This window comes from Arsenicicoccus sp. UBA7492 (assembly GCF_002479615.1).
GTDB lineage: Bacteria > Actinomycetota > Actinomycetes > Actinomycetales > Dermatophilaceae > Arsenicicoccus > Arsenicicoccus bolidensis.
In genome coordinates this window covers 170,741-195,236 of record NZ_DLOE01000036.1, presented here as the reverse complement: position 1 = coordinate 195,236, position 24,496 = coordinate 170,741, and the positions used below count along the sequence as shown (strand labels likewise).

The 24,496-nt window shown below is 72.9% G+C and carries 23 protein-coding genes; 11 read left to right on the top strand and 12 right to left on the bottom strand.

Translation table 11 applies throughout. The features are described 5' to 3' along the window. Positions 1 to 36 precede the first annotated feature (36 nt). Both B4E97_RS10825 and B4E97_RS10820 read right to left on the bottom strand, forming a co-directional pair. The gene (locus tag B4E97_RS10825) at positions 37 to 939 is read right to left on the bottom strand and encodes an oxidoreductase (protein WP_286959853.1); all 903 of its coding nucleotides are present in this window, start codon (positions 937 to 939) and stop codon (positions 37 to 39) included. Between the two features lie 77 nt (positions 940 to 1,016). After that, on the bottom strand, positions 1,017 to 1,859 hold the full coding sequence (locus B4E97_RS10820) for a PhzF family phenazine biosynthesis protein (protein WP_286959852.1): 843 nt from the start codon (positions 1,857 to 1,859) through the stop codon (positions 1,017 to 1,019). Positions 1,860 to 1,975: 116 nt separating this feature from the next. Here B4E97_RS10820 and B4E97_RS10815 point away from each other — a divergent pair, with 116 nt between their 5' ends. From B4E97_RS10815 to B4E97_RS10805, 3 genes are all read left to right on the top strand, one after another. After that, positions 1,976 to 5,554, top strand: coding sequence for a proline dehydrogenase family protein (locus B4E97_RS10815; protein ID WP_286959850.1), 3,579 nt, complete (start codon positions 1,976 to 1,978; stop codon positions 5,552 to 5,554). An 86-nt stretch (positions 5,555 to 5,640) separates the two neighbouring features. Then, positions 5,641 to 5,823, top strand: a complete 183-nt coding sequence (locus tag B4E97_RS10810; RefSeq protein ID WP_029212151.1) for a hypothetical protein — start codon at positions 5,641 to 5,643, stop codon at positions 5,821 to 5,823. After that, positions 5,820 to 7,055 (top strand): GNAT family N-acetyltransferase, encoded by a 1,236-nt coding sequence (locus B4E97_RS10805; RefSeq protein ID WP_286959848.1) that lies wholly within the window; start codon positions 5,820 to 5,822, stop codon positions 7,053 to 7,055. The genes B4E97_RS10810 and B4E97_RS10805 overlap by 4 nt, the downstream gene beginning before the upstream one ends. On the opposite strand, the gene B4E97_RS10800 is transcribed toward B4E97_RS10805, so the two are convergent. The 3 genes from B4E97_RS10800 to B4E97_RS10790 all read right to left on the bottom strand — a co-directional run bounded on the left by B4E97_RS10800 (position 7,046) and on the right by B4E97_RS10790 (position 9,438). Continuing rightward, a complete protein-coding gene (locus B4E97_RS10800) occupies positions 7,046 to 7,852 on the bottom strand; it encodes an alpha/beta fold hydrolase (protein ID WP_286959846.1) in 807 nt (268 codons plus the stop codon). The two genes, B4E97_RS10805 and B4E97_RS10800, sit on opposite strands and share 10 nt — an antisense overlap. Positions 7,853 to 7,979: 127 nt before the next feature. Next, positions 7,980 to 8,930 (bottom strand): hypothetical protein, encoded by a 951-nt coding sequence (locus B4E97_RS10795; RefSeq protein WP_286959845.1) that lies wholly within the window; start codon positions 8,928 to 8,930, stop codon positions 7,980 to 7,982. Beyond that, the gene (locus tag B4E97_RS10790) at positions 8,920 to 9,438 is read right to left on the bottom strand and encodes a SigE family RNA polymerase sigma factor (RefSeq protein ID WP_019286653.1); all 519 of its coding nucleotides are present in this window, start codon (positions 9,436 to 9,438) and stop codon (positions 8,920 to 8,922) included. Before B4E97_RS10790 ends, B4E97_RS10795 begins: the two co-directional genes overlap by 11 nt. A 204-nt stretch (positions 9,439 to 9,642) precedes the next feature. Here B4E97_RS10790 and B4E97_RS10785 point away from each other — a divergent pair, with 204 nt between their 5' ends. From B4E97_RS10785 to B4E97_RS10770, 4 genes are all read left to right on the top strand, one after another. Continuing rightward, the gene (locus B4E97_RS10785) at positions 9,643 to 10,362 is read left to right on the top strand and encodes an amino acid ABC transporter ATP-binding protein (protein ID WP_414632796.1); all 720 of its coding nucleotides are present in this window, start codon (positions 9,643 to 9,645) and stop codon (positions 10,360 to 10,362) included. 33 nt (positions 10,363 to 10,395) lie between these two features. Continuing rightward, positions 10,396 to 11,250: a glutamate ABC transporter substrate-binding protein gene (locus B4E97_RS10780; protein WP_239261895.1), complete on the top strand. Its 855-nt coding sequence runs from the start codon at positions 10,396 to 10,398 to the stop codon at positions 11,248 to 11,250. Positions 11,251 to 11,381: 131 nt separating this feature from the next. Then, on the top strand, positions 11,382 to 12,062 hold the full coding sequence (locus tag B4E97_RS10775) for an amino acid ABC transporter permease (RefSeq protein ID WP_019286656.1): 681 nt from the start codon (positions 11,382 to 11,384) through the stop codon (positions 12,060 to 12,062). Then, a complete protein-coding gene (locus B4E97_RS10770; RefSeq protein WP_286959844.1) occupies positions 12,059 to 12,931 on the top strand; it encodes an amino acid ABC transporter permease in 873 nt (290 codons plus the stop codon). Before B4E97_RS10775 ends, B4E97_RS10770 begins: the two co-directional genes overlap by 4 nt. 65 nt (positions 12,932 to 12,996) lie before the next feature. Here B4E97_RS10770 and B4E97_RS10765 read toward each other — a convergent pair whose 3' ends face one another. Next, on the bottom strand, positions 12,997 to 13,692 hold the full coding sequence (locus B4E97_RS10765; RefSeq protein ID WP_239261891.1) for a YczE/YyaS/YitT family protein: 696 nt from the start codon (positions 13,690 to 13,692) through the stop codon (positions 12,997 to 12,999). Positions 13,693 to 13,754: 62 nt separating this feature from the next. On the opposite strand from B4E97_RS10765, the gene B4E97_RS10760 reads away from it, so the two are divergent. Continuing rightward, positions 13,755 to 15,164 carry a PLP-dependent aminotransferase family protein gene (locus tag B4E97_RS10760; RefSeq protein WP_286959843.1) on the top strand — a complete coding sequence of 470 codons (1,410 nt, stop codon included), beginning with the start codon at positions 13,755 to 13,757 and terminating at the stop codon, positions 15,162 to 15,164. A gap of 21 nt (positions 15,165 to 15,185) precedes the next feature. Here the strand turns inward: B4E97_RS10760 and B4E97_RS10755 are convergent, their stop codons facing one another. Both B4E97_RS10755 and B4E97_RS10750 read right to left on the bottom strand, forming a co-directional pair. After that, entirely contained in the window at positions 15,186 to 15,983 is a 798-nt protein-coding gene (locus B4E97_RS10755; protein WP_286959842.1) for a D-hexose-6-phosphate mutarotase, read from the bottom strand. 68 nt (positions 15,984 to 16,051) lie between these two features. After that, on the bottom strand, positions 16,052 to 17,071 hold the full coding sequence (locus B4E97_RS10750; RefSeq protein WP_286959841.1) for an ANTAR domain-containing protein: 1,020 nt from the start codon (positions 17,069 to 17,071) through the stop codon (positions 16,052 to 16,054). A 237-nt stretch (positions 17,072 to 17,308) separates the two neighbouring features. On the opposite strand from B4E97_RS10750, the gene B4E97_RS10745 reads away from it, so the two are divergent. Next, a complete protein-coding gene (locus B4E97_RS10745) occupies positions 17,309 to 18,520 on the top strand; it encodes a DUF3592 domain-containing protein (RefSeq protein ID WP_286959840.1) in 1,212 nt (403 codons plus the stop codon). Here the strand turns inward: B4E97_RS10745 and B4E97_RS10740 are convergent. Then, complete coding sequence (locus tag B4E97_RS10740; protein ID WP_019286661.1) at positions 18,481 to 19,086, bottom strand: class I SAM-dependent methyltransferase; 606 nt, start codon at positions 19,084 to 19,086, stop codon at positions 18,481 to 18,483. The two genes, B4E97_RS10745 and B4E97_RS10740, sit on opposite strands and share 40 nt — an antisense overlap. Before the next feature lie 78 nt (positions 19,087 to 19,164). On the opposite strand from B4E97_RS10740, the gene B4E97_RS10735 reads away from it, so the two are divergent. Continuing rightward, positions 19,165 to 19,578, top strand: coding sequence for a cupin domain-containing protein (locus tag B4E97_RS10735; RefSeq protein WP_286959839.1), 414 nt, complete (start codon positions 19,165 to 19,167; stop codon positions 19,576 to 19,578). An 87-nt stretch (positions 19,579 to 19,665) separates the two neighbouring features. Here the strand turns inward: B4E97_RS10735 and B4E97_RS10730 are convergent, their stop codons facing one another. After that, complete coding sequence (locus B4E97_RS10730) at positions 19,666 to 20,724, bottom strand: Glu/Leu/Phe/Val dehydrogenase dimerization domain-containing protein (protein ID WP_051274152.1); 1,059 nt, start codon at positions 20,722 to 20,724, stop codon at positions 19,666 to 19,668. Positions 20,725 to 20,827: 103 nt separating this feature from the next. Beyond that, entirely contained in the window at positions 20,828 to 22,288 is a 1,461-nt protein-coding gene (locus B4E97_RS10725) for a cation:dicarboxylate symporter family transporter (protein WP_286959837.1), read from the bottom strand. Positions 22,289 to 22,406: 118 nt separating this feature from the next. On the opposite strand from B4E97_RS10725, the gene B4E97_RS10720 reads away from it, so the two are divergent. Continuing rightward, positions 22,407 to 22,988 (top strand): TIGR00730 family Rossman fold protein, encoded by a 582-nt coding sequence (locus B4E97_RS10720; RefSeq protein ID WP_019286666.1) that lies wholly within the window; start codon positions 22,407 to 22,409, stop codon positions 22,986 to 22,988. Positions 22,989 to 23,399: 411 nt separating this feature from the next. Here the strand turns inward: B4E97_RS10720 and B4E97_RS10715 are convergent, their stop codons facing one another. Continuing rightward, positions 23,400 to 24,422 (bottom strand): nitronate monooxygenase, encoded by a 1,023-nt coding sequence (locus B4E97_RS10715; RefSeq protein WP_286959836.1) that lies wholly within the window; start codon positions 24,420 to 24,422, stop codon positions 23,400 to 23,402. Between the last annotated feature and the right edge of the window lie 74 nt (positions 24,423 to 24,496).

Genomic DNA, 24,496 nt, shown 5'->3' with positions numbered 1-24,496 from the left:
GAACGAAGGCCGGTCGATGCCTCTGCCCCCGGCGGGTCAGACGCGGAAGGGGACGCCCGTCAGCTCCTCGCACAGCTGCCACAGCTGCGCGGCCTTGCGGCGGTCGTGCGACGCCGCGGTCGAGCCGACGGTGCGCGGGTGCCCGTGAGCCTCCATGAACCCGTCCGGACCCACGAACGAGCCGCCCGGCAGGTCGTCGACCGTCGCCGCGTAGAGGGACGGCAGCGCGCCCATCGCGGCCGGCTGCGCGACCGTGCTGACCTTGTTGAGCTGCAGCATCGCCCGGTCGGACCAGGCCGAGCCGGTGCGCCCCTGCAGGTTGGTCGAGGAGTAGCCGGGGTGCGCGGCCACCGACCGCAGCGGCGAGCGAGCGCCCGTCAGCCGACGCTCCAGCTCGTAGGCCAGCATCAGGTCGGCGAGCTTGCTCTGCCCGTAGGCGACCCACGCGTTGTAGCGGCGCCGCTCGAAGTTCGGGTCGGCCAGGTCGATCCGGCCCATCCGGTGCATCAGCGAGGAGAGCCACACGACGCGGTCCGTCAGGCGCGGCAGGAGCTGGGCGGTCAGCGCGAAGTGACCCAGCACGTTGGTGCCGAATTGCGTCTCGAAGCCGTCGGCGGTGCGCGAGAACGGCACGGCCATCAGGCCGGCGTTGTTGATCAGGGTCTCGATGCGCCAGTCCGAGACGCCCTCGGCGAACTCCCGCACGGAGTCCAGCGACGCGAGGTCCAGGCGGCGCACCTCGGCCCCGCCGGGTCCGGCGAGGTCGAGGGCGGACCGGGCCGCCTCGCCCTTGTCGGTGTCGCGGCAGGCCATGACGACGTACGCGCCCTTGTCGACGAGCGCTCGCGTGGTCTCGAGGCCCAGCCCCGAGTTGGCTCCGGTGACGACGAAGACGCGGCCCGTCTGGTCGGGGATGTCCTTGGTGGTCCAGGTGCTCATGGCACCAGTCTGCGGGATCGGTATGCCGATTCGGCCGCGGCGCCCGTGAACGGCTGGAGTCACCCGCGGACCGCGGCTCAGATGGCCATCTGACCGCGCGCGACCTCCTTGACGATGCCGCCGAGCGAGACCTGGCCGTCGGCGTCGATGTCGAGGTGGATCATCGAGGGGCGCTCGATGTCCTCGCCCTGGTAGACGCGGTAGTGCTTGTCGCGCTCGCCCCGGGAGACGAGGACCTCGCCGAGCCGGCCGGCGCCGGACGCGGTCGCGGCGACCTCGAGGACACCGCCCTGCGGGCCGTAGAACATGCGGGAGGCGACGTCGCCGTCCTCGCGCCAGGCCCACACGTAGATCTGCGGCTCGACGTGGAGCAGCATGGCGTACTGGTGCAGGAGGCGGGCGTCGATCTTGGCCTCGCGCACGTCCTGCTCCGTCGCGAGCTGGAGCACGATGGTGGAGCGCGTGAACGTGACCTTGACGGTGGGGTCGACGATCGCGGGGATCTTGCGACCGACGAGACCGGCGAGGAAGCGCTTCTCGGTGTGGATCTCCTCGATGACCGAGCTGCGGCCGAGCATGGTCCACCGGTTGCCGGAGTCGATCACGTGGATCAGCTGCTTCTTGCCGGCGAGGCGGATGTCGCCCTCGCCGCCGTCGAGCTCGCGCACGACGTGCGCGGTCGCCATCGACGCGCTGCCGGCGAAGCCCGAGGCGCCCTCGGGCTGGAAGAAGCGGACCGTGGCGTGACCCTCGTCGTCACGGCCGGTGATGAACGAGCACTCGGTCCCCAGCTGCCGAGCGGTGCGCCGCATGGTCTCCTCGTCGAGACCCTTGGCGTCGGTGAACACGGCGACCGCGTTGCCGGAGAACAGGTCGTCCGGCGTCGTGAACACGTTGAGGATTCGGTAGTCGGAAGGCATGGGCTCAGGGTATAGGCCGAGCCCGCGCCCGTCCTCGGGAGGACGGGAGGAGCCGTTGTGAGACGGGTCGCACCCCCGTTCACCCCCTGTCGGTCCCGTGGTCCAGAATCGACCGTATGACGGATCAGAGCCGACCCCTCGCGCCCCAGCCCAGCGACCTCACCGGACCGACGGCCGTCGCCGCCGTCGCGGAGGAGGCCGTCGAGGTCGCCCGCCGGTGGGAACGCGCCACGGCAGAGGGTGCGACGCGATCCGAGCGGGCCACGTCCGACCAGCTGGGCGCCCTGCTCCGCGACGAGACGGGCCTGGACCTGGCGGTGACCTTCGTCGACGAGGTGGCCCGCCCGGAGGACCCCTACGTCGCGGCCAAGGTGCTCTCGACGCTGACCGCCGGTGACGCCGGCGCGTTCCTCGGCCGCGTCGACCGCTCGCTGCTGGGGCTCGGCGCCAAGGTCGCCAGGCTCGCCCCTCCGGTCGTCGTGCCGATCGCCCGCGCGCGGCTGCGCCAGATCGTCGGCCACCTCGTCGTGGACGCCGACGACCCGGCCCTGGGCCGCCACCTGGCCAAGGCCCGGGCCGAGGGCTTCCGGCTCAACGTCAACCTGCTGGGCGAGGCCGTCCTCGGCGAGCACGAGGCCGCGAGCCGGGCCGAGCGCACCCGCCAGATCCTGGCCCGCCCCGATGTGGACTACGTCTCGATCAAGGTGTCGTCCCTGGTCAGCCAGATCTCGACGTGGGACGAGGAGGGCACGGTCGAGCGGGTCCTCGAGCGCCTGCGCCCGCTCTACCGCACCGCCGTGGCCAAGAGCCCGCACGCCTTCGTCAACCTCGACATGGAGGAGTACAAGGACCTCGACCTCACGATGGCGGTCTTCGAGCGGCTGCTGGCCGAGGAGGAGTTCCACAACCTCGAGGCCGGGATCGTGCTGCAGGCCTACCTCCCCGACGCACTGCCCGCCCTGGAGCGCATGCTCGAGCTGGCCCGCCGTCGCCGAGCCGCCGGGCACGCCGGCATCAAGGTCCGCGTCGTCAAGGGCGCCAACCTAGCGATGGAGCAGGTCGAGGCCGAGCTGCACGACTGGGTGCAGGCCCCCTACCCGACCAAGGAGGACGTCGACGCCAACTACCTCGCCTTCGTGGAGCGCGCGCTGCGGCCCGACGCCACCGAGGTCATGCGCATCGGCGTCGCCTCGCACAACCTCTTCGACACGGCCGTGGCCTATCTCCTGGCCCAGCAGCGCGGCTGCCTGGACGCCCTGGACATCGAGATGCTGCAGGGTATGGCGCCCAGCCAGGCCCGCGCCGTCAAGGCTGACGTGGGGTCGGTCCTGCTCTACACCCCCGTCGTCGCCCCCAAGGACTTCGACGTCGCGGTGAGTTATCTCATCCGCCGCCTGGAGGAGAACGCCCAGAAGCAGAACTTCCTGCACGCCATGTTCTCCGCGGACCCGGGGTCCGGCGCCTCGCCGGACGGCCGCCCCGGCGCCGCGGCCCGTCCGCACGACGCGATGGCCGACCAGGAGCGCCGCTTCCGCGAGTCGGTCGCCGCCATGCCGACGACGCCCGTCGGACCGCGCCGCTCGTCCGAGCGCGCCCGCATCGGCGACCGCTTCGCCAACACCCCCGACTCCGACCCGTCCCTGCCCGCCACCCGTGTCTGGGCCCGGGAGGCGCTCGCGGCCGACCCCCACCGCCTCTCCTCCCCCGTCCTGTCGACCCCGGACGACGTCGACGAGGTGGTCGCCCGCGCCGTGTCGGCGGCCCCGGGCTGGGCCGGGCGGTCGGCATACGACCGGGCGCAGGTGCTGCGCGACGCCGCCCGTGAGCTGGAGGCCCGGCGCAGCGAACTGGTCACGATCATGGCCGCCGAGGGCGGCAAGACCGTCGCCGAGGCCGACCCCGAGATCTCCGAGGCGATCGACTTCGCGCGCTACTACGCCGAGCGCGGGCTCGAGCTCGAGGCCGGCGCGAGCGCGCACACCGACGGGTCGCGCTTCACGCCCGACCGCGTCGTGCTGGTCACCCCGCCGTGGAACTTCCCCGTCGCCATCCCGATCGGCGGCGTGCTCGCCGCGCTCGCCGCGGGGTCGGCCGTCGTCATCAAGCCCGCGCACCCCACGCCAGGCTGCGTCGAGGTCGCCGCCGAGGCGCTGTGGGAGGCCGGTGTCCCCCGCGAGGTGCTGCAGGTCGTCCGCACCGACGAGCGCGAGGCCGGACGCGCCCTGGTCTCGCACCGCGACGTCGACACCGTCGTGCTGACCGGCGCCTCCGATACCGCCCGCATGTTCGCCGGCTGGCGGACCGAGCACCCCGCCGGGCCCCGCGTCTACGGCGAGACCTCCGGCAAGAACGCCCTGGTCGTGACCCCGGCCGCGGACCTCGACCTGGCCGCCGCCGACCTGGTCCGCAGCGCCTTCGGCCACGCCGGCCAGAAGTGCTCGGCCGCCTCCCTCGGCATCCTCGTGGGCTCGGTCGCGCGCTCCGAGCGCTTCCGGCGCCAGCTCGTCGACGCCGTGCGCTCGCTGCGCGTCGGCTGGCCGCACGACCTCGGCACCACGATGGGCCCGATCATCGAGGTGCCGGAGGACAAGCTCCGCCGCGCCCTCACGACCCTGGAGCCCGGCGAGTCCTGGCTGGTCGAGCCCGAGCAGCTCGACGACTCGGGCCGCCTCTGGTCGCCCGGCCTCAAGGAGGGCGTCCGTCCCGGGTCGTTCTTCCACCTCACCGAGGTGTTCGGCCCGGTCCTCGGCCTCATGACCGGCCGCACGCTCGAGGAGGCCGTCGAGCTGCAGAACGCCACGGCCTTCGGCCTCACCGGTGGCCTGCACAGCCTCGACCCGGACGAGATCGCCTGGTGGACGGAGCACGTCGACGTGGGCAATGCCTACGTCAACCGCCACATCACCGGGGCGATCGTGCAGCGGCAGAGCTTCGGCGGGTGGAAGGACTCGGTGGTCGGCCCCGGTGCCAAGGCCGGCGGCCCCAACTACGTCGCCCTGCTCGGGTCGTGGAGCGAGGACGGGCTGCCGCAGCGCGGCGCCGAGCCGTCACCCCGCGTGCGCCGGCTGGTCGACCGCCTCTCGCCGCTGGTCGTGGGCGCCGGTGGCGCGGGCGACGACGGGGACCTGCAGGACGCCCGCGGCTGGCTCGACGCGGCCCTGCGCTCCGACGCCAAGGCCTGGCGCGACGAGCTCGGCGTGGAGATCGACGAGACCGGTCTCGCGGTCGAGGCCAACGTGTTCCGCTACCGCCCTCACCCCGAGGTGACCGTCCGGCTCGAGCCCGGTGCCCGTCCGGTCGAGCTGGTGCGCCTGCTGGCGGCGGCCGAGCTCGCCGGGTCGGCCGTGCGCATCAGCGCCGACCCGCAGGCCGCCGGCCCGCTCGAGGCCCTGCGCACAGGTGACGGCGAGGCCCGCCAGGCCGCCGACGACCTGCGCGGCCTGCTGACGATCGAGGACCTCGCGACCTTCGCCCAGCGGCTGCGTGACGCCGAGACGTCGACGCGGGTGCGCGCGATCGGTCAGGAGTCCGAGGTCAGGGACCTGGTCCACGCCCTCTCGGGCTCGTCCGCGACCGTCCTCGCCGACCCCGTGCTGGCCAACGGCCGTCGCGAGCTGCTGACCTTCCTGCGCGAGCAGGCGATCAGCCGCACCCTGCACCGCTTCGGCCACGTGGCGCCGGACCTCGCCCGATGACGGGACGCACCCCCGCCCCGGCGCCCGAGCCTGCGGCGGGGGCAAGGGCAAGATCGTGGGGGTCGCGCCTCGGCGAGGGCCTGGTCATGACCGTCACCTTCCTGATCTTTCGGCTGGTAATGATCCGGCTCGGGCTGTTCCACGGCGAGCCGTTCCTGGCGACCGCCTCGGCCGCGTTGCTGTTCGGCGTGTTCTGGGTGCTGGTGGGCCTGGCGTGGGACGTCTGGCGGCGTCGACAGGGCGAGCGTCGACGGGGCGAGCGCCGGTGACGGGCGGTCGCCCCGTCGTCCGCGCGCTCACCGTCGACGACGCCCGCGCCTCCTGGGACCTCGGCGTCGAGTCCTTCGGCCACGCCGAGCCCGCCCCGGACCCGCTGCCCGACCCCACCCGGCGTGGTCGGGTCATGCTGGGCGCCTTCGTCGACGACACCCTCGTCGGTCGGGTCGGCGCCCTGTCGCTGTCGTCCTGGTGGGGCGGGCGCGAGGTGCCCACCGCGGGCATCGCCAGCGTCGCCGTGCGCCTCGAGGAGCGCGGCTCGGGGAGCCTCGGCCTGCTGATGCCCGCCCTGCACGACCGCGCCCGCGAGCGCGGGGACGTCCTCGCCACGCTCTACGCCACGGCGCAGGGCATCTACCGGCGGTTCGGCTACGAGACGGTGACGTCCTTCGACCAGGTCGAGCTGCCGACGCGGCTGCTCCTCGACGTCCCGGTCGACGAGCCCGCCGATGCGCAGGACGGCACGCGCGAGGTGCGGCTGCGCCGGGGCACGGCCGACGACCTGGACGCCATGCAGGCCGCCTACACCCGCTGGGCACGCGAGCACGACGGACCGCTCACCCGGTCCGGGCCGCAGTTCCCGCCCGACGTGACGGCCTTCCTGCAGGCGCTGGACGGCGCGCACGTCACCCTCGTCGAGGAGGACGGCGCGGTCACGGGCTACGCCACCTGGCGGCGCACCGACGGCTACCACCAGGGCGTCACGGCGGTGGACGACCTCGTCGTGACCACCCCGTCGGCCGCGCGCGCCCTGCTCCACCAGCTCGGCACCAGCCACGCCGTCGCCCCCACCACCACGCTGTGGACCAGCGGCGCCGATCCCCTGCGCCTGCACCTGCCCGGCAACGCCTGGCGCCCGGTCGACCAGCGCCCCTACGCCCTCGCGGTGCTCGACGTCCCCGCGGCGTTCGAGGCCCGCGGCTACCCCGGCCACCTCGACGCCGACCTGACGTTCGCCGTCTCCCCCGGCCACGGCGGCGACCCGGTGGCCGGCACCTACCGCCTGCGCGTGACGGCGGGGAGGGCCACCTGCGAGCGGCTCGCCGACGACCCGGCCCCCGGCATACGGCTCCTGCACCCGCGCGCACTGAGCCTCGCGTATGCCGGCGCCCAGCCGAGCAGCGCGCAGCGCCAGGCGGGCCTGCTGACGGGTCCCGCCGATGACGACGCGGTGTGGGACACCCTCACCGGCGGGCGTCAGGTGCGCGTGCGCGACTACTTCTGAGTGGCGACCTGGCGCAGGACGACGTCGGCGATCTCGGCCGCGTGCTCGACCGGCAGGCCGTGGCGGGCGCCGCGCAGCACGACGAGCTCGGCGCCCGGGATGCGCTCGGCCAGCAGCTCGCCGTTGCGCAGCGGGTTGACGCGATCGGCGTCGCCGTGGACCACGACCGTGGGCGCGACGATGCGGGGCAGCGAGTCCCACGCGTCGTGCCCGTGCGAGGCGCGGTAGTGCAGGCCGCGCTGCGCGGACCGCGTCGTGGTCGCGGCGTCGGCCGTCTCGGCCAGCTCGTGGTGCGAGCCCAGCCACGCGGGCGTGTAGCTCAGCAGCGCCATCTCCATCGGGTCGCAGCGCGCGATCGTGGCGTCGACGTCGTCGGCGCGCGGGACGCCGTGCCGGTCACCGGGCGAGGTGCACAGCAGGGTCAGGCTCGCGACGCGCTCCGGGTGTCGGATCGCGAGCCACTGCGCGATGCGGCCGCCCATGGAGTGGCCGACCACGTGCGCCCGCTCGACCTCGAGCCGCTCGAGCACCCAGGCCGCGTCGTCGGCGAAGGATCCTGTGGTCGGCGGGTCCCGGCGATCCATGTCGTCGCTGTCGCCGGTGCCCCGCTGGTCGATCGCGATCGTCTCCACCTGGCCGTCCAGCACGCCGCGCGCCGCGAGCTGGGCCACGAGCACGTCGTAGAGCCGGTGGTCCTGGCTCATGCCTGGCAGCAGCAGCACCGGGGTCCCGCCGGCGCCTGACCGCCACACCGCGAGACGCCACCCGTCGGCGAGCTCCACCACCTGCTTCGGCATACGGCCCGATCCTCCCTGGCGACCCACGACTGATGCCGGACGACCGACGGCCGACCGACGACCGGCGGACGACCGACGACCGGCGGACGACCGGCGGGGACGACCCACGACGGTCGTCCCCGCCAACCTAGCGCCCGGTGACCAGCGTGGTCGGCGGGGCGTCGGGAGCCGGCCGCACGGTGACCCGTCCGGAGTCCATCTGCCACGTGAGCTCGTGCGCCGACTGCGTCCCCTTGATGGTGACGCCCTCGGTGGCCCAGCCGACGATCTCGCCCTGCCACTCCTCCGGGACGATGTATGACGCCCGCGCACCGAGCTGTCCGACGCGATAGGCCTCGAGGCGCTCGCCGCCGTCGTCGTGGATCGCGACGACGACGAACCGGCCGTTGGGGCTGGTGGCGAAGCTGTGGGCGGACCCGTTGCCGGCCGAGGCGAGGACGATCGCGGTGCCGTCGCTCGCCACGCTCAGGAGGCGAGCCTGGTTGGGCGGCGCCGAGTCCGTCTGGTCGTCGTTGGAGCCCACGAGCGCGAGGTAGCGGTCCCCGGCACGCGTGCCCGCGATCTTGACGCTGGTGCCGGTGGGGAACGCCACCGGCCCGAAGGGCGTCTCGAAGGTCGACCCCGGATCGGGCGCGAGGGTCCCGCTCGCGGTGGGCGTGCTCGTCGGGGCGGTGCGCGTCGCCGTGGCCGTGGCCGACGGGACGTCCGTCGGGGACGTCGCCGTCGACCGGGGGACCGACGGCGGCTCCGAGGTGGGCTCGGGCGCGCTGGTGCCCGTGCTGGTGGGCGTGGGCGAGGGGATCGCGGGCGCGGTCGTGACCTGCGACGTCGGGGGTGTCGCAGGGACGACCTTGTCCTCGGGATCCTGGCCGTCCGCGAGCCGCGGCACGAGGACCGCCGCCCCCACCACCAGCGCCAGCGTCGTGCCGGCCCCGGCCATGGCGGTCACCCGGCGGCGACGGCGCACGACCTTGCCGCGCTCGACGACCCACTCGCCGAGGTCGGGCGAGGGCCGCACGTCGTCGGCGTGCCCCTCCAGCGAACGCCTCACCAGGCGTCCGAGCTCGTCATCCCGCATGACCCAACCCCCTCTCCCACATCTCGTCACGTGCAGGCACGACCTTGCGAAGGTTGGCCAGGCCGCGTGAGATCTGGCTCTTCACCGTGCCCAAGGAGCACCCCATGATGTCTGCTATCTCCGCCTCCGGGAGGTCCTCGTAGAACCGGAGCACGAGCGCCGTGCGCTGACGGGACCCGAGCGTCTGCAGCAGCGCCCACATCCCGTCCCGCTCGTCGATGTCGTGCCGATCCTCGACGGCCTCGTCGGGTGTCGTCTCCGTTGCGTACTCACGCCGCCCCACCTTGCGCCACACCGAGATGTTGGTGCGCGTCATGGCCGTGCGGGTGTAGGCATCGACGGACCGGTGGTCCGCGATCTTGTGCCACGACAGGTAGACCTTGACCAGAGTGCTCTGGAGCAGGTCCTCCGCCGAGGCGTGATCACCCGTCAGCAGGTACGCGTAGCGGAGCAACGGTCCGGAGCGTGTTGCCACGAAAGCAGTGAACTCCTCGTCGCGCTCGTCCATGCGGTTCCCTTCCCTCCCCAAGAGGTGCTGACACCCGAATGACGCGGGCGCCGTCTCTCAGGTTGCACGTCATGGTCACGATCTGCCAACCGTTCGCGTACCTAAGGTGCTCGGGGGGAGACCCTGTCGGACGCTGGGGCTACTCTCCCCTCCATGAGCACCGCCGCCACCCCGCCCTCGGGCGACCGCCGTCCCCTCGTGGTGATGGAGCAGGTCAACAAGCACTTCGGAGACCTCCACGTCCTCCGCGACATCGACCTGACGGTCCACGAGGGGGAGGTCGTCGTCCTGATCGGCCCCTCCGGCTCGGGCAAGTCGACCCTGTGCCGCACCATCAACCGGCTCGAGACCATCGAGTCCGGCTCCATCTCCATCGACGGCCGACCCCTCCCCGAGGAGGGCAAGGCGCTGGCCCAGCTGCGGTCCGACGTGGGCATGGTCTTCCAGTCGTTCAACCTCTTCGCCCACAAGACGATCCTCGACAACGTCACCCTGGGCCCGATGAAGGTCCGCGGGCTCGGCAAGAAGGACGCCGAGGCTCGTGCCCGCCAGCTCCTCGACCGCGTCGGCGTCGGCCACCAGGCCGACAAGTACCCCGCCCAGCTCTCCGGCGGCCAGCAGCAGCGCGTCGCGATCGCCCGGTCCCTCGCCATGGACCCCAAGGTCATGCTGTTCGACGAGCCGACGTCGGCCCTCGACCCGGAGATGATCAACGAGGTCCTCGACGTCATGACCCAGCTCGCCCGCACCGGCATGACGATGATCGTCGTCACCCACGAGATGGGCTTCGCCCGCAAGGCCGCGGACCGCGTCGTCTTCATGTCGGACGGGCAGATCGTCGAGCAGGCCACCCCCGAGCAGTTCTTCACCAACCCGCAGTCGGATCGCGCCAAGGACTTCCTCGGCAAGATCCTCACCCACTGAGCCGGCCCACCGGCCACCACCCGAGGAGATCTCATGACGATCCGTCGCACCACCACCGCCGCCGCAGCCATCGCGCTCGCCGCCACCTCCATCGCCGCCTGCGGCAGCTCCAGCAGCAGCTCGGGCTCCGGTTCGTCCGGCGCCGCCTCCGGCGCGGCCGGCGGGGAGACCATCAAGGTCGGCATCAAGTTCGACCAGCCCGGCCTGGGCCTCAAGGAGGGCTCGAGCTACTCCGGCTTCGACGTCGACCTGGCCAAGTACATCGCCAAGGAGATGGGCAAGACCCCCGAGTTCGTCGAGGCCGTCAGCGCCCAGCGCGAGGCCACGCTGCAGGCGGGCAAGGTCGCCTACATCGTCGGCACCTACTCGATCACCGACAAGCGCAAGGAGAAGGTCTCCTTCGCCGGGCCGTACTTCGTCGCCGGCCAGGACCTGCTGGTCCGCGCCGACGACACCTCGATCACCGGCCCCGACGCCCTGTCCGGCAAGAAGCTCTGCTCGGTCAAGGGCTCCACCTCGGCCACCAAGATCAAGGACCAGTACCCCAACGTGCAGCTCCAGGAGTACGACACCTACTCCAAGTGCGTCGAGGCCCTGTCCAGCGGCTCCATCGACGCCCTGAGCACCGACAACACGATCCTCGCGGGCTACGCCGGCCAGTCGCAGTACCAAGGCAAGCTCAAGGTCGTCGGCAAGACCTTCAGCACCGAGAACTACGGCGTCGGCGTCAAGAAGGGCGACACCGCCACCTGCCAGAAGGTCACCGACGCGATCAACAAGTACATCTCGTCCGGCGAGTGGCAGAAGGCCGTCGACAAGAACCTCGGCACCGGCGGGTTCAAGGTCGACACCAGCAAGAACCCCCCGAAGCCCGCCGCCTGCGCCTGACCTCGGCCGGTCCGCGCCCTCCCCTCCTCGCGGCGGGGAGGCGCGCCGCACGGTGAGCACGTATGCCGGGAGCGCCCCGGCATACGTGCTCACCGCCACCCCGCCGGTCCCCTCACCCCCAAGGAGTGCGGATGCAAGAGCTCTTCAGCGAGTTCGACATCCTCGGCGCGTTCTGGATGACCATCAAGCTCACGGTCCTGTCCGGCATCGGCGCCCTCGTCATCGGGACGATCCTCGCGATCTTCCGCCTGTCCCCCGTCCCGATGCTGCGCTTCCTCGGCGCGCTCTACGTCAACATCGTCCGCAACACCCCGCTGACGCTGATCGTCGTCTTCTGCTCCCTCGGCCTGGTCGCGCAGCTCAACCTGCGCCTCGCCAGCGCGCAGTCGCCGACCTTCATCAGCGACAACAACTTCCGGTTCGCCGTCGCGGCGCTGTCGATCTACACCGCGGCCTTCGTCTGCGAGGCGCTGCGGTCGGGCGTCAACACCGTGCCCGTCGGGCAGGCCGAGGCGGCGCGCTCCCTCGGCCTCGGCTTCCGCCAGACGCTGACCCAGATCGTGCTGCCCCAGGCCTTCCGCGCGGCGATCGTGCCGCTGGGCAACACCCTGATCGCCCTGACCAAGAACACCACGGTCGTGTCGGTGATCGGCGTCGCGGAGATCTCCTACCTGCAGGCGCAGGTCATCGAGGACCGGCCCGACGCGATCATGACCTTCTTCCTGATCGTCGCCCTGGGCTTCGTGATCCTCACCCTGCCGACCGGCCTGTTCTTCACCCGGCTCGCCACCCGCATGGAGGTCAAGCGATGAGCTCCGACGCGTCCGTCCTGTTCGACGCCCCCGGGCCGCGGACCCGCCGCAACCAGCGCATCGTGGCCGGAGTCCTGCTGCTGATCGCGATCGGCATCGGGGTCTGGATCCTGATGCAGTTCGCCGCCAAGGGGCAGCTCGACGCCGCCAAGTGGCGTCCCCTGCTGTGGACCGACGTGTGGTCGGAGTACCTCCTGCCCGGCATCCTCGGCACCCTGCGTGCCGCGGCGATCTCCATCGCCGCCGCCGGCGTGATCGGCCTGCTGCTCGGCGTCGGGCGCCTGTCGTCCGTGCGGCCGGTGCGGTGGCTGTGCAGCGCGGTCGTCGAGGTCTTCCGCGCGATCCCCGTGCTCGTCATGATGCTGGGCAGCTACGCCCTCTTCGTCAACCGCGGGATGTTCCCGGGCTACGAGTCCCTCGCGGGCGTCGTCACCGGGCTCACCTTCTACAACGGCGCCGTCATCGCCGAGCTCATCCGCTCCGGCGTCAACAACCTGCCCAAGGGTCAGGCCGAGGCCGGGCTCTCGATCGGCCTGCGCCCCGGCCAGGTGATGCGCTCGGTGCAGCTGCCCCAGGCCCTCACCGCGATGCTTCCGTCGCTGGTCAGCCAGCTCGTCGTCGTCCTCAAGGACACGGCGCTGGGCTACGTCATCCTCTACGAGGAGCTGCTCCGCAAGGCCGACCAGATCGGGTCCTGGCAGGGCAACGTCGTGCCCGCCCTGATCTTCGTCGCCGTCCTCTACATCGCGATGAACTACACCCTCACCACGCTGGCCGGGCTGATCGAGCGGCGCACCCGTCGGCGCGGCCACACCGCAGCCCTCCCGGCGACGCCCAGCGCGGACGAGGGCCTGCCCGCCGCCCCCTAGCCCCGCTCCGGTCACCTCCCGCCGACTGGTCACCTCCCGCCGACTGGTCACCTTCCGCCGAGTGGTCACTTCCCGACGCGCGAAGCCGTCGGCAGGTGACCACTCGGCGAGGGGGTGGGGTCCGTGACCGGGACGATGCACCAGGGCAGGAGGTGCTGCACGATCGGGCCGATCCCCACGGCATACAGCACGGTGCCGAGGCCCACGCCGCCGCCGAGCAGCCAGCCGATCGCGAGCACGGCGACCTCCAGCGAGGTCCGCACGAGCCGCAACGACAGGCCGGTGCGGTGGGCAAGGCCGGTCATCAGGCCGTCGCGGGGGCCGGGCCCGAGCTGCGCGCCGATGTAGAGCGCGCCCGCCAGGCCGTTGAGCACGATCCCCGCGACGAGGAAGACCGCCCGCACCCACAGCGAGGAGGGCGCGTCGAGCCAGCTCAGGGTCCAGTCGGTGGCGACGCCGATCCAGATGGCGTTGGCGACGGTGCCGAGACCGGGCCACTGCCGCAGCGGGATCCACGCCAGCAGCACGGCCACGCCGACGACGATCACGGTGACGCCGATCGACATGGGCAGGTGCAGGGCGACCCCGACGTGGAACACGTCCCACGGGTCGAGCCCCAGCGCCGCCTGGATGATCATGCTCATCGAGATGCCATAGAGGGTGAGCCCCACCATGAGCTGCACCAGCCGTCGCGGCAGGCGGCCGGCGCGCAGCTGCTGCATCGGGGTCATCGGCTGGAGGGAGCGGGTGGGGCGCGTCATACGACCATCATCCCCCACAAGTGGACTGGTCCGACATAGCCACTTGAGTCATAGTGGACCGTATGACGCCCCGCCGCCTCACTCCGCACCGCCTGGCGCAACAGCTGGGGCCGGCCGGCCCGGGCGTCCCGGCCTATCGCTGGCTCGCGGACGGCATCCGGCTGCTCGTCGCTGACGGACGTGTCCTCCCCGACACGACCCTGCCCGGCGAGCGAGCCCTCACGGCCGAGCTCGGCGTCAGCCGGACGACCGTGGCACGGGCCTACGCCGACCTCGTGGAGCGGGGCTACGCCGAGGCGCGGCAGGGGTCCGGCACCCGCACGCGCCTGCCGGGGCCGCCCGCTCCCGCCGGCGAGGAGCCCTTCGGGCTGCCAGGGCGCACGCTGAGCGGGGACGCGCCTCCGACCGTCGCCGACCTCACCGTTACCGTGCCGCCGACGGTGCCAGGGCTCGTGGCGGCGTTCGAGCGGGCCATCGCCCAGCTCCCGCGCTACTTCGCGGGCAGCGGCTACCACCCGGCCGGGCTCCCCGTGCTCCGGGAGGCGGTGGCCGAGCACTATGCCGCGCGCGGGGTGCCGACCACGCCTGACCAGGTGATCATCACCAGCGGCGCGCTGGCCGGGGTCGCCGCCGTGCTCCGCGCCCTGGCCTCGCCGGGCGACCGGGTGGTCCTGGAGTCCCCGAGCTATCCCAACTCGATCGCCGCGCTGCAGCGGCAGGGCTCGCGACCGGTGGCGGTGCCCATGACCGAGGACGGGTTCGACGTCGAGGGGATCGTGACGGCGGCGGCGGCCTCGCGGGCCAGGGCGGCCCTGCTGATCCCGGACTTCCACAACCCGACGGGTCACCTGCTGGACGACGACGGTCGCGCGCTCCTGGTCCGCGGCCTCGCGCGCGCCGGCGTGCCGCTGGTCGTCGACGAGACGCCGATCGACATGGCCCTGGACGCCCCCGTGCTGCCCCGCCCCGTGGCGGCGCACGGCCCGGCCATCAGCGTCGGCTCGTGCAGCAAGTCGCACTGGGGCGGCCTGCGGCTCGGGTGGGTCCGCGCCGAGGGGCCGCTCCTGGCGGCCGTGCAGCAGGCGCGGCTCTCCCTCGACCTCGGCGCCCCGGTCCTCGAGCAGATCGCCCTGGCCGACCTGCTGCGCCACCCCCAGCCGGACACCGAGCGGCGCGCCGCCCTGGTCCACCAGCGCGACAGCCTGCACGCCCTCGTCACCGCGACCCTGCCGGGCTGGGAGGCCCAGGTCCCCCGCGGTGGGCTCAGCCTGTGGTGGCGCCTCCCGCAGCCACGATCGTCCGCCCTGGTCACGGCCGCTGCGCGGCGCGGAGTGCGGCTGGCGCCGGGCGCGGCGTTCAGCCCTGACCGCAGCGGCCTGGAGGGCTACCTGCGGACGCCGTTCACGCAGCCGGTGGAGACGCTGGAGCGAGCCGTGGCCGCGATCGCCGCGGCGTGGGCCGAGATCACCTGAGGCTGCCCTGCACCCGGCCCGCTAGAGCGGGAGCACCTCGATCTCGTAGCGCAGCGTGTGCGAGTCCCCCGGCGCCAGGGTGATCTCGTCGGCGAGCACGTTGCCGCCCTCGACGCAGACCATCCCGGTCCACTCGTCGTCGCCCATGTCGGCGAGGCCGGCGGCCTTGTCCGCCCAGGGGTTCCACACCACGGTGCTGGCCGAGCCGGACGTCGTGATGCGCAGCCGCCGCCCGAGCACCGGGTCGACGACGGTGACGGGGCAGGCCGACCGATAGACGCGGTCGGTCTCGCCCCGCAGGGTCACCGGACCCTCCTGGCGCCGCGTCGCGCCCTGGTCGGTCTTGTCGACGTAGGACGCGCGGTCGAGCCCCTCGAGCGACACCTGCCGCACGTCGCCGACGGCGAGGTAGGTGTGCAGCGCCTCCTCGTAGGTCTCCTCCTGCGACCCGACGTTGGTGACGCGCAGCGCGAGCTCGAGGCGGCGGCCGGCGCGGACGGCATACGTCGCGCGGAGCGCACCCAGGGTGAGGGTCAGCTCGGCCCGCCCCTCCTCGATCACGACCGGCTCCCAGCGCGTGGTGCGCGCGGGTCCGTGGGAGGGCTTGCGGTCGCCGGAGCGGCCGGGGCCGAACCACGGGAAGCAGATCGGCACCCCGCCCCGGATCGCCGTCCCCTCCTCGAGGAGGGTGTCGCGGCTGACCCACAGCACCGGCTGCCCGCCGGTGGGGGTCCAGGTGACGAGGTGCGCGCCCTGCTCGTGGATCGCGGCGGTCGCCTCGGGGCCGGAGATGTCGCGCGGTGCGGGGAGAGTGCCCATGACCAGACCGTATGCCGTGCCCGCGGCGGACGTCACCCGGGGTGACCCCTTCGGGGCAGGCTCGGGGGTCAGACCGACTCGGAGGCGCCGCTGCGGCGCACGACCCGGCTCCGCGGCAGGCCCGCCGCGACGAGCTGGGCGCGGGCGCCCCCGGCGACGATGCGCAGGTCGGCCGGGGTGGACAGGTGCTTGGCCGCGACACCGGCCACCGCCATCACCGCGGCCGGCCCGAGATAGCCCACCCCCGACAGGTCGAGGACGTGGGGCTGGGTCGGCCGGGGCAGGGCGGCCAGCTCGTCGCGCAGCTGCGGGACCACCTCGGCGGCCCGCGCGGCGTCGACGTCACCCGTGACCGCGATGACCGGGACGCCGCGGTGACGGCGCACGGTCACGACCGGCGGCATGCGCGCGGCGGCCCAGTTCTGGGCGCCACCCCCCTCAGGGGCATCCCGCAGGGCCGCGCAGCGCGGGTCGAGCAGCACCGACAGGATCCGGTCCAGGTCGGCCGGGTCGCCGACGCGGGAGGTGGCGCCCTCGACCAGGCGGGCGGCGATGGCCCGCACCCGGGTGTTGGTGCGCTGGGAGTACCACCCGAGCAGGGCGAAGGCGTGGTCCGCGGTGATCCCGTAGGCCACGACGAGGACCCCCTTGGCCTGCTCGATGATCGCGCGGGCCTCGACGACCTCGTCCAGCTGACCGGTCATCTCCTCCGCGACCGCCCGCTGCACCATGGGTCCCACGTCGAGCAGGTAGCCGGACGCCCCGACCAGGGTGCCGGCCTCGTCATACTCCCCGAGGCCCACGGCGAGCACGTCACGTGCCTGGCCGTCGGGCCGGACGAGGCGCCGGCGGTGGGCGAAGGCCTCGCCCCGCTGGAGAGCCGCGGCGGCCCGCTCCGCGAGGTCGGCGTCGGCCGGGTCGATGTGAGCCAGGAACAGGTCCAGCCCGTCCGGTCCTCGACCGGGCTCGAGACCGTGGAGGGCGTAGAGCTCGGGAGAGATCGACCAGGCCAGGTCATTGGGGCTGTGCACCTCGACCCGCCACGACGCCGGGCGGATCGTGGGTCGGTCGTCACGCAGGTCGCTCACGTCGCTCCAGAACCATGGGGGTGGGCACCGAGACGGCGCACGGTCTGTCGCTGGGGCTGAACGACGCGCTGGCCCCGCGCACGGGGGCAGCGGAGGTATTTTAATCCTTGGATCGGTCTGGTCCGAACTGCCGACCGGCGCCCACGGCGCTGCTCCCCCGGACGGGCTGCCCAGCGTGCCAGAGTGGCCGTGCGAGCCGCCTCCGTCGGAGGCGCGTGCCCACGTGGAGGTGGACCCATGCGGACCGCTGCGACCGACCGGATCCGGGTCGGTGCCCTGACCTGCGCCGTGATCCTGGTGCTGGGCGTCGCGGCGCACGCGTTCGTCGGGTGGGCCCGGCACCGAGGACCCGGCCAGCCCCCGGCCGTCAACCCCACCGTCGTCGTGGTCGGTCTCGTCGCAGCGGCCCTGCTGACGGGCTGGTCCCTGATGGGCCGGGCGCGCGACCGCGTCACCGCGCGCATCCGCGCCCACCACCCCGAGCGTTGGGTCGTGCTGGCGACGGCCGACCTGCCTGGTGGCGTGGACGAAGGCGCCGGCGGCGGCGCGGGAGTGGATACCGACGAGGCGGCCTGGGACGACCCCGGGACCGCGCCTGCCTGGCAGCGCGCCTGCCGCAGCCGGCTGGTCCCGCCGCTCGCCCTCGCGGCGGCAGCACTCCTGCTCCTGCTGGGCACGGGACTGATGTCGCGTATGGCGAGCGCAGAGCTGCACGACCGCGGGGTCCGCACGCCGGCGCAGGTGACGGCCTCGGGGTGGACCTACACCGGGCTCGGTCACTCCCCGTGGGTCCGGGTGACCCACGTGGAGGGCGGCCGGACCTATGCCTCGGTCGTGCACGGCGTGGATCCGCAGGTGGTGCCGGTGGGCACGCAGCTGACGGTGGTCGTCGACCCGGACGACCCCGAGACGGTGGGCGCGGTCGACGACCCCGCCCCGTCCGCCGTCACGCAGTGGTGGCAGAACCTCCTGCGTCTCCCGCTGGTGGTGGGTCTCGGCTGGGCCGGGGTGGCCGGGGCACGCATGCTCGCGTGGCGATCGGCGCTGCGGAGCGGGCCGTGGCAGCCGTGGCGCCTGGTGGGCGACGCGCCATACGGTCATGGTCATGCTCACGGTCCCGGCAGCGGCCGCGGGCTCGATCTCGGCGGAGGCCGAGGTCGCGACACCGTGCTGGAGCTGCAGGACTGGACCGGCGAGGTGTCGGTCGTGGCGCGATCGAGCGGCGCTGGTCTGCCGCCGCCCGATGACGACGTCGAGGTCGAGGGGTCCGACGAGGGTTCCGACGAGGTGGCCGTGCTGCCCGGGCCGCCGGGTCATCCGCTGCTCGGTCGGCGACTGCTCGTCGGCACGTCCGCCGGGGTCGTGGAGGCCACGCTCCCCCGCACCGTGGCCGAGGAGACGCGCCTGCGTCAGCGCTCGAGCACCGCCACGAGGAACCCGCTGCCCTGACGGAACGGCCGCAGATCCCACGACGACAGCATCAGCGACTCGGTGAGCCCCGCCACGCGCGCGTCCATCCGGAACGCCCCGAAGTCGTAGCCGCGCCCGCTGCCGAACCCCACGACCAGGCGCCCGCCGTCGGCCAGGTGCGACCCCATCCGGCGCAGCACCTCCACCCGCGTGCTCGCGGCCAGGAAGGTCATGACGTTGCCGCCGCACACCACGACGTCGAACCCTTCGTCGATCCCCCGCGCCGGCAGGTCCAGCTCGGCGAGGTCACCCACCAGCCAGGTCGGGCCGGGGTGGTCGGCCTCGGCGGCCTCGATCAGCACCGGGTCGACGTCGACCCCGACGACCGTGTGCCCGAGCTCGTGCAGGAAGGCCCCGACCCGGCCGGGTCCGCACCCGGCGTCGAGGATCCGCGAGCCGCGCCCGAGCATGGCGTCGACCATCCGCGCCTCGCCGGCCAGGTCGTGCCCCTCGCGCGCCATCCGACGGAACCGCTCGACGTAGCGCTCGGAGTGGGTGGGGTCGGCGGCGACGATCTGCTCCCAGTCGCTGGGCACGCGGGCCACGGGGCCTCCTCGGGTGGGGTGTGTCAGAGCCTGAGTCTAGGGTGGAGGGACCACAGCACCCGAGCCAGAGGAGTGGACATGGCCGACCAGGGCCCTGCACCGTTCGTGACCGACATCGAGCGAGCGACGCTCGACAACACCATGTTTCGCGACACCCTGTGGACCGGTGAGCACCTGCAGCTGACGGTCATGGCGATCCCGCCGGGGGGCGAGATCGGCCTCGAGATGCACGACGACACCGACCAGTTCCTGCGGGTCGAGGCCGGCCGGGGCCGCGTGATGATGGGCAAGGCCAGCAACGACCTGCAGTTCCAGGAGGTCGTGTCGGACGACGACATCGTGATGGTCCCCGCCGGCTCCTGGCACAACGTCGTCAACATCGGCGACACGGTGCTCAAGGTCTACTCGCTCTACGGCCCGCCGGACCACGTGCACGGCACGCGTCACGCGACCAAGCAGGACGCCGACGAGGACCCCAACGAGCAGCACTGAGGGCGGCCTGATCGAGCCGGGGTCGTATGCCGGGCGCCGGTCGCCGGTCGCCGGTCGGGCGTACGTGGGCGACCGGGATCAGCGGCGTCAGCGCCGGGCCGCCGCCAGGCGGGCGCGCCCGCGCGACAGGGCGGCCTCGACCGCGCTACCGTCACCGGCCTGCTCGAGCAGGTCGGTGACGCGCGGCCCGATCGCGTCCACCGCGGCGGTGAGCCGCGCGTCGTCCCACCCTTGGGCGCGGGCGTGCTCGTGGATCACTCCCCCGGCGTTGGCGACGAAGTCGGGGACGAAGGTGATCCCCCGCTCCGACAGCGCCTGCTCGCAGGACGGCTCGTCGAGGATGTCGTTGGCGGCGCCGGCGATGACCCGGCACCGCAGCCGCGGCACGACGTCCATCGTCACCACCCGCGCGACGGCGGACGGGGCGAGCACGTCGCACTCGCAGGTCACGACCTCCGCGACGTCCACGACCTCGCCACCGCACTCGGCGGCGACCGACGCCGCGCGCTCGGCGTCCACGTCGGCCACGAGCACCCGGGCGCCGTCGCGTGCCGCCAGCCGGGCGAGCTCGCCCCCGACGTTGCCCGCACCCTGGACGGCCACGGTGAGGCCGGCCAGCGTCGGGACGTCATACGCCCGCTGCACCCCGGCCCGCATGGCGACGTAGGCACCGCGCGCGGTCCACGGCGAGGGGTCGGCGTCCGCGCAGTAGACGCGGGCGCCGCGGGAGCGGATGACGTCCATGTCCGCGAGCGTGGTGCCCATGTCGACCCCGGGGATGTAGAGACCGTGCGTGCGGGCCACGGCGTCCCCGAACGCCTCGAACAAGGCCCGCCGCGCCGGCTCGTCGCGCGTGACCCCGTCCGCCATGATCACGGACTTGGCTCCGCCGTACGGCAGCTCGGCCAGGGCGTGCTTGAAGGTCATGGCCCGGGCGAGCCGCTGCGCCTCGCGGATGGCCGCCGCGGTCGAGGGATAGGGCCGCCACCGCACGCCGCCGAAGCCCGGACCGAGGGTCGTGTCGTCGATCGCGATGACCGCCCGTAGCCCCGTGGTCTCGTCGGCATAGGTGATGACCTGCTCGCTGGTCCAGGGGTCCACCGGGTCCACGAGGTCACGTCGGCCCGCGGCGTCGCTGTCGCTCATGGCCCCGACTCTGCCACCAGCGACGCCCGTCTCCAACGCCGAGTGGTCAGTTCCCGACGTCGGGAACTGACCACTCGGCGTTGCAGGGTGCCGGCGGGTGCCGTCAGTCGTCGGTGCGGGTCGACCCGTCGGCGTGACGCGCGTGCGCGGCATACTCGTCCAGGTTGACCTGCGGCGTCGGCTGCAGGCGGTCGGCGGGGTTGACGGGGCGGGGCACCCGGCCCGGTCGCACCTCGGTGGCGTGCGGGTCCTCGTCCAGCGTGGCGTAGTCGAAGGGGTCGTGGCCCCCGAGGACGGCGTCGGCCTGCGCCTTGTCGAGCGTGCCGGTCCACCGACCGATGACCATGGTCGCGACGGCGTTGCCGGCGAAGTTGGTGACAGCGCGCGCCTCCGACATGAAGCGGTCGATGCCGACGATCACGCCGACGCCGTCGAGCAGCTCGGGGCGGTGGGCCTGCAGGCCGCCGGCGAGGGTGGCGAGGCCGGCGCCCGTGACACCGGCGGCGCCCTTGGACGCGATGATCATGAACACCAGGAGACCGATCTGCTCGCCCATGCTCATGGGCTTGCCCATCGCGTCGGCGATGAAGATCGACGCCATGGTGAGGTAGATCGCCGTGCCGTCGAGGTTGAACGAGTAGCCGGTGGGGACGACCACGCCGACGGTGGAGCGGTCGACGCCGGCGTGCGTCATCTTGGCCATGAGGTGCGGCAGCGCCGACTCCGACGACGAGGTGGCGACGATGAGCAGGAACTCGCGGCCGAGGTACTTCAGCAGCTTGAAGATGTTGACCCGGGCGACCAGCCACAGGACGGTGCCCAGGATGACGACAACGAAGAGCAGGCAGGTGACGTAGAAGCCGAACATCAGCTTGAGCATCTCGCCGACCGCCTTGGGGCCGGAGGTGCCGACGACGGCGGCGATGGCGCCGAACGCGCCGATCGGGGCGAGCCACAGGACCATGGTCAGGATGCGGAAGACGACCTTCTGCAGGAGGGCGATGGCGGCGAGGGCAGGCTCGCCCTGCTTGCCCAGCTTCTGGATCGCGAAGCCGACGAGCAGCGCCACGAAGAGCGTCTGCAGCACGGAGCCCGAGATCAGCGAGCTGAAGAGGGTCTCGGGGATGATCCCGCGGATGAACTCGACGGTTCCACCGGCGTGCTCGGCGTCCGCGGCGAGCTTGGCTCCGGAGCCGGGGATCACCTTGATGCCGTGACCGGGCTGGATGAGGTTGCCGACGACGAGGCCGATCGCCAGGGCGAAGGTCGACATGGTGAGGAAGTAGGCGAGCGCCATCGAGCCGGCCTTGCCGACGGTGGCTGCGGCTCGCACGGACCCGATGCCGAGGACGATCGTGCAGAAGATGACGGGGCTGATCATCATCTTGATGAGGTCGACGAACGCATCGCCGACCCACTTCCAGCCCTTGGCCGCGTCGGGCGCGACGATGCCGAAGGTGATGCCGGCGAGCACCGCGATGATCACCGCGATGTAGAGCCAGTGAGACCGGTCCCGGGGTCGTTCCTTGGGCTCGGGGATGGTCGGGCTCGTGGTGTAGGCCATGTCAGCGTTCCTGTCACGTCGTTGGGCAGCGCGCAACAGTATGCAAGGAGGCGGGGCGGCATACGACATCAGATGTCTGAACGTCACCTGATCGAGATCGAGTGGCACAGTTGCGGGCATGCGTTCCCTGTGCGTCTTCTGCGGCTCCTCGCCCGGCCGGTCCCCGTCGTATGCCGCCGCGGTGGCCCAGCTCGGGGCCACCCTCGCCGCGCGCGGGACCCGCGTCGTCTATGGCGGGGCCCGCGTGGGCACCATGGGGATGCTGGCCGAGGCCACCCTCGCGGCAGGTGGTGAGGTGGTGGGCGTCATCCCGCAGCACCTCATGGACTACGAGGTCGGCCACGACGGGCTGACCGAGCTGCACGTCGTGGGCTCGATGCACGAGCGCAAGGCGCTGATGGCCGACCTGGCGGACGGTTTCGTGGCCCTGCCCGGCGGGATGGGCACGCTCGAGGAGCTCGCCGAGATCTTGACGTGGGCCCAGCTCGGGCTGCACCGCAAGCCCGTCGGCGCTCTCGACGTGGACGGCTACTGGCAGCCGCTGCTGACCTTCCTCGACCACGCGCGCGACGAGGAGTTCCTGCGCCCGTCCCATCGCGAGCTGCTGATCGCGCGCCCCACGGTGGACGAGCTGCTCGCCGCCCTGGACACGCACGCGCCCGCCGCCGGCGACGCGGCCGACAAGTGGGTCGACCGCTGACCCCAGCCCCTCAACCTCCGACATCGTGTGCTTGGTCCAAGAATGTTGGACGAAGCACTCACGATCCTGGCTCAGGGGGCGCTTGGCCTGGGAGCCCGTCGGAGCGAGCCGGTCGTATGGCGACACGCCCGCCATTCGTCCGCCAGACGACCCGAACTGAGCTCCCAGCTCACGACGCGCCGCCCACAGCCCTCGAAACGCCTTCCGGACGACCCGAACTGAGCTCCCAGCTCACGACGCGCCGCGCACACGCCCCGAAAGCCCCTCCAGATGACCCGAACTGAGCCCCCAGCTCACAACGCGCCGCCGGAAGCGCCCCTCCACCTCCGACATCGTGAGTGCTTGGGCCAAGAATGTTGGAGAAAGCACTCACGATCCTGGCTCAGGGGGCGGGGCTGCTGGGCGGAGCCGTCAGGGGGCGAGGGACGCGATCACGTCGGCCGCGGGTGCCTCGGAGCAGGCCTGCCAGCCCGCGCCGGCCCACAGCGACACGCCCTGCGGGTCCCCGGCGGCGACAGCGGCGGCGCGCAGCGGCTTGGTGAGCTGGTCGACCTGCGGGAACACCGATGGCGCGTCCCCGTCATGGGCCTCGACGAAGGCGTTGCGCAGCCCCCGCGCGGGACGCCCGGAGAAGGCCCGCGTCACCACGGCCGACGCCCCCGGCAGCCGCAGCCCCGCCCGGTGCGCCGCCGACGTGCCGGCCTCGGGCGTCAGCAGCAGCGCCGTGCCGACCTGCACGCCCACGGCCCCGGCGCCGAGCAGCCGCCTCACGTCACCTCCGGTGGCCACGCCGCCCGCGGCGACGCACGCCACGCCGAGGCCGGTCACCAGCGGCAGCAGGCCGAGCGCGTCGAGACGGTTGGGCTCGTCCTCGACCCGGTGCGTCGAGCGGTGCCCGCCCGCGTCGAACCCTTGCACGACCAGCACGTCCACGCCCAGCGCCGCGGCGTGCGCGGCCTCGTCCTCGCTCGTGACGGTGACCCACACCTCGCTGCCGACCTCCTGCAGCGCCCCGACGACCTCGGGCGACGGGAGGCCGAACGTGAACGAGACCATCGCCACCGGTTCGACGAGGGTGAGCAGGGCGATCTTGTCGTCATACGCGTCGGTGTCGGACCAGTCCGGCTCGGGGAGGACGGCACCCAGCCGCTCGGCGTCCGCCTGCAGCGCAGAGCGATACGCCTCGACGGCTTCCGCCTCGTTCGCCCGCACGGACCCGGAGGGCACGAACACATTGACCCCGAACGGCAGGTCACCCACCAGGTCGTGGGTCTCGGCGATCTGGTCCGCGACCTGCGCCGGGGTCTTGTAACCGGCGGCGAGGAATCCCGTGCCGCCGGCGTTGCAGCAGGCCCCCACGAGAGCGGGGTTCGAGGGGCCACCCGCCATGGGTGCGGCGACGAGCGGGAGGTCCAGCGTCTCGATCAGGCTCATGCGCCCAGCCTGGCAGACCTGATCTCACCTCGCCGACTGGTCACTTCCCGCCATCGGGAAGTGACCAGTCGGCG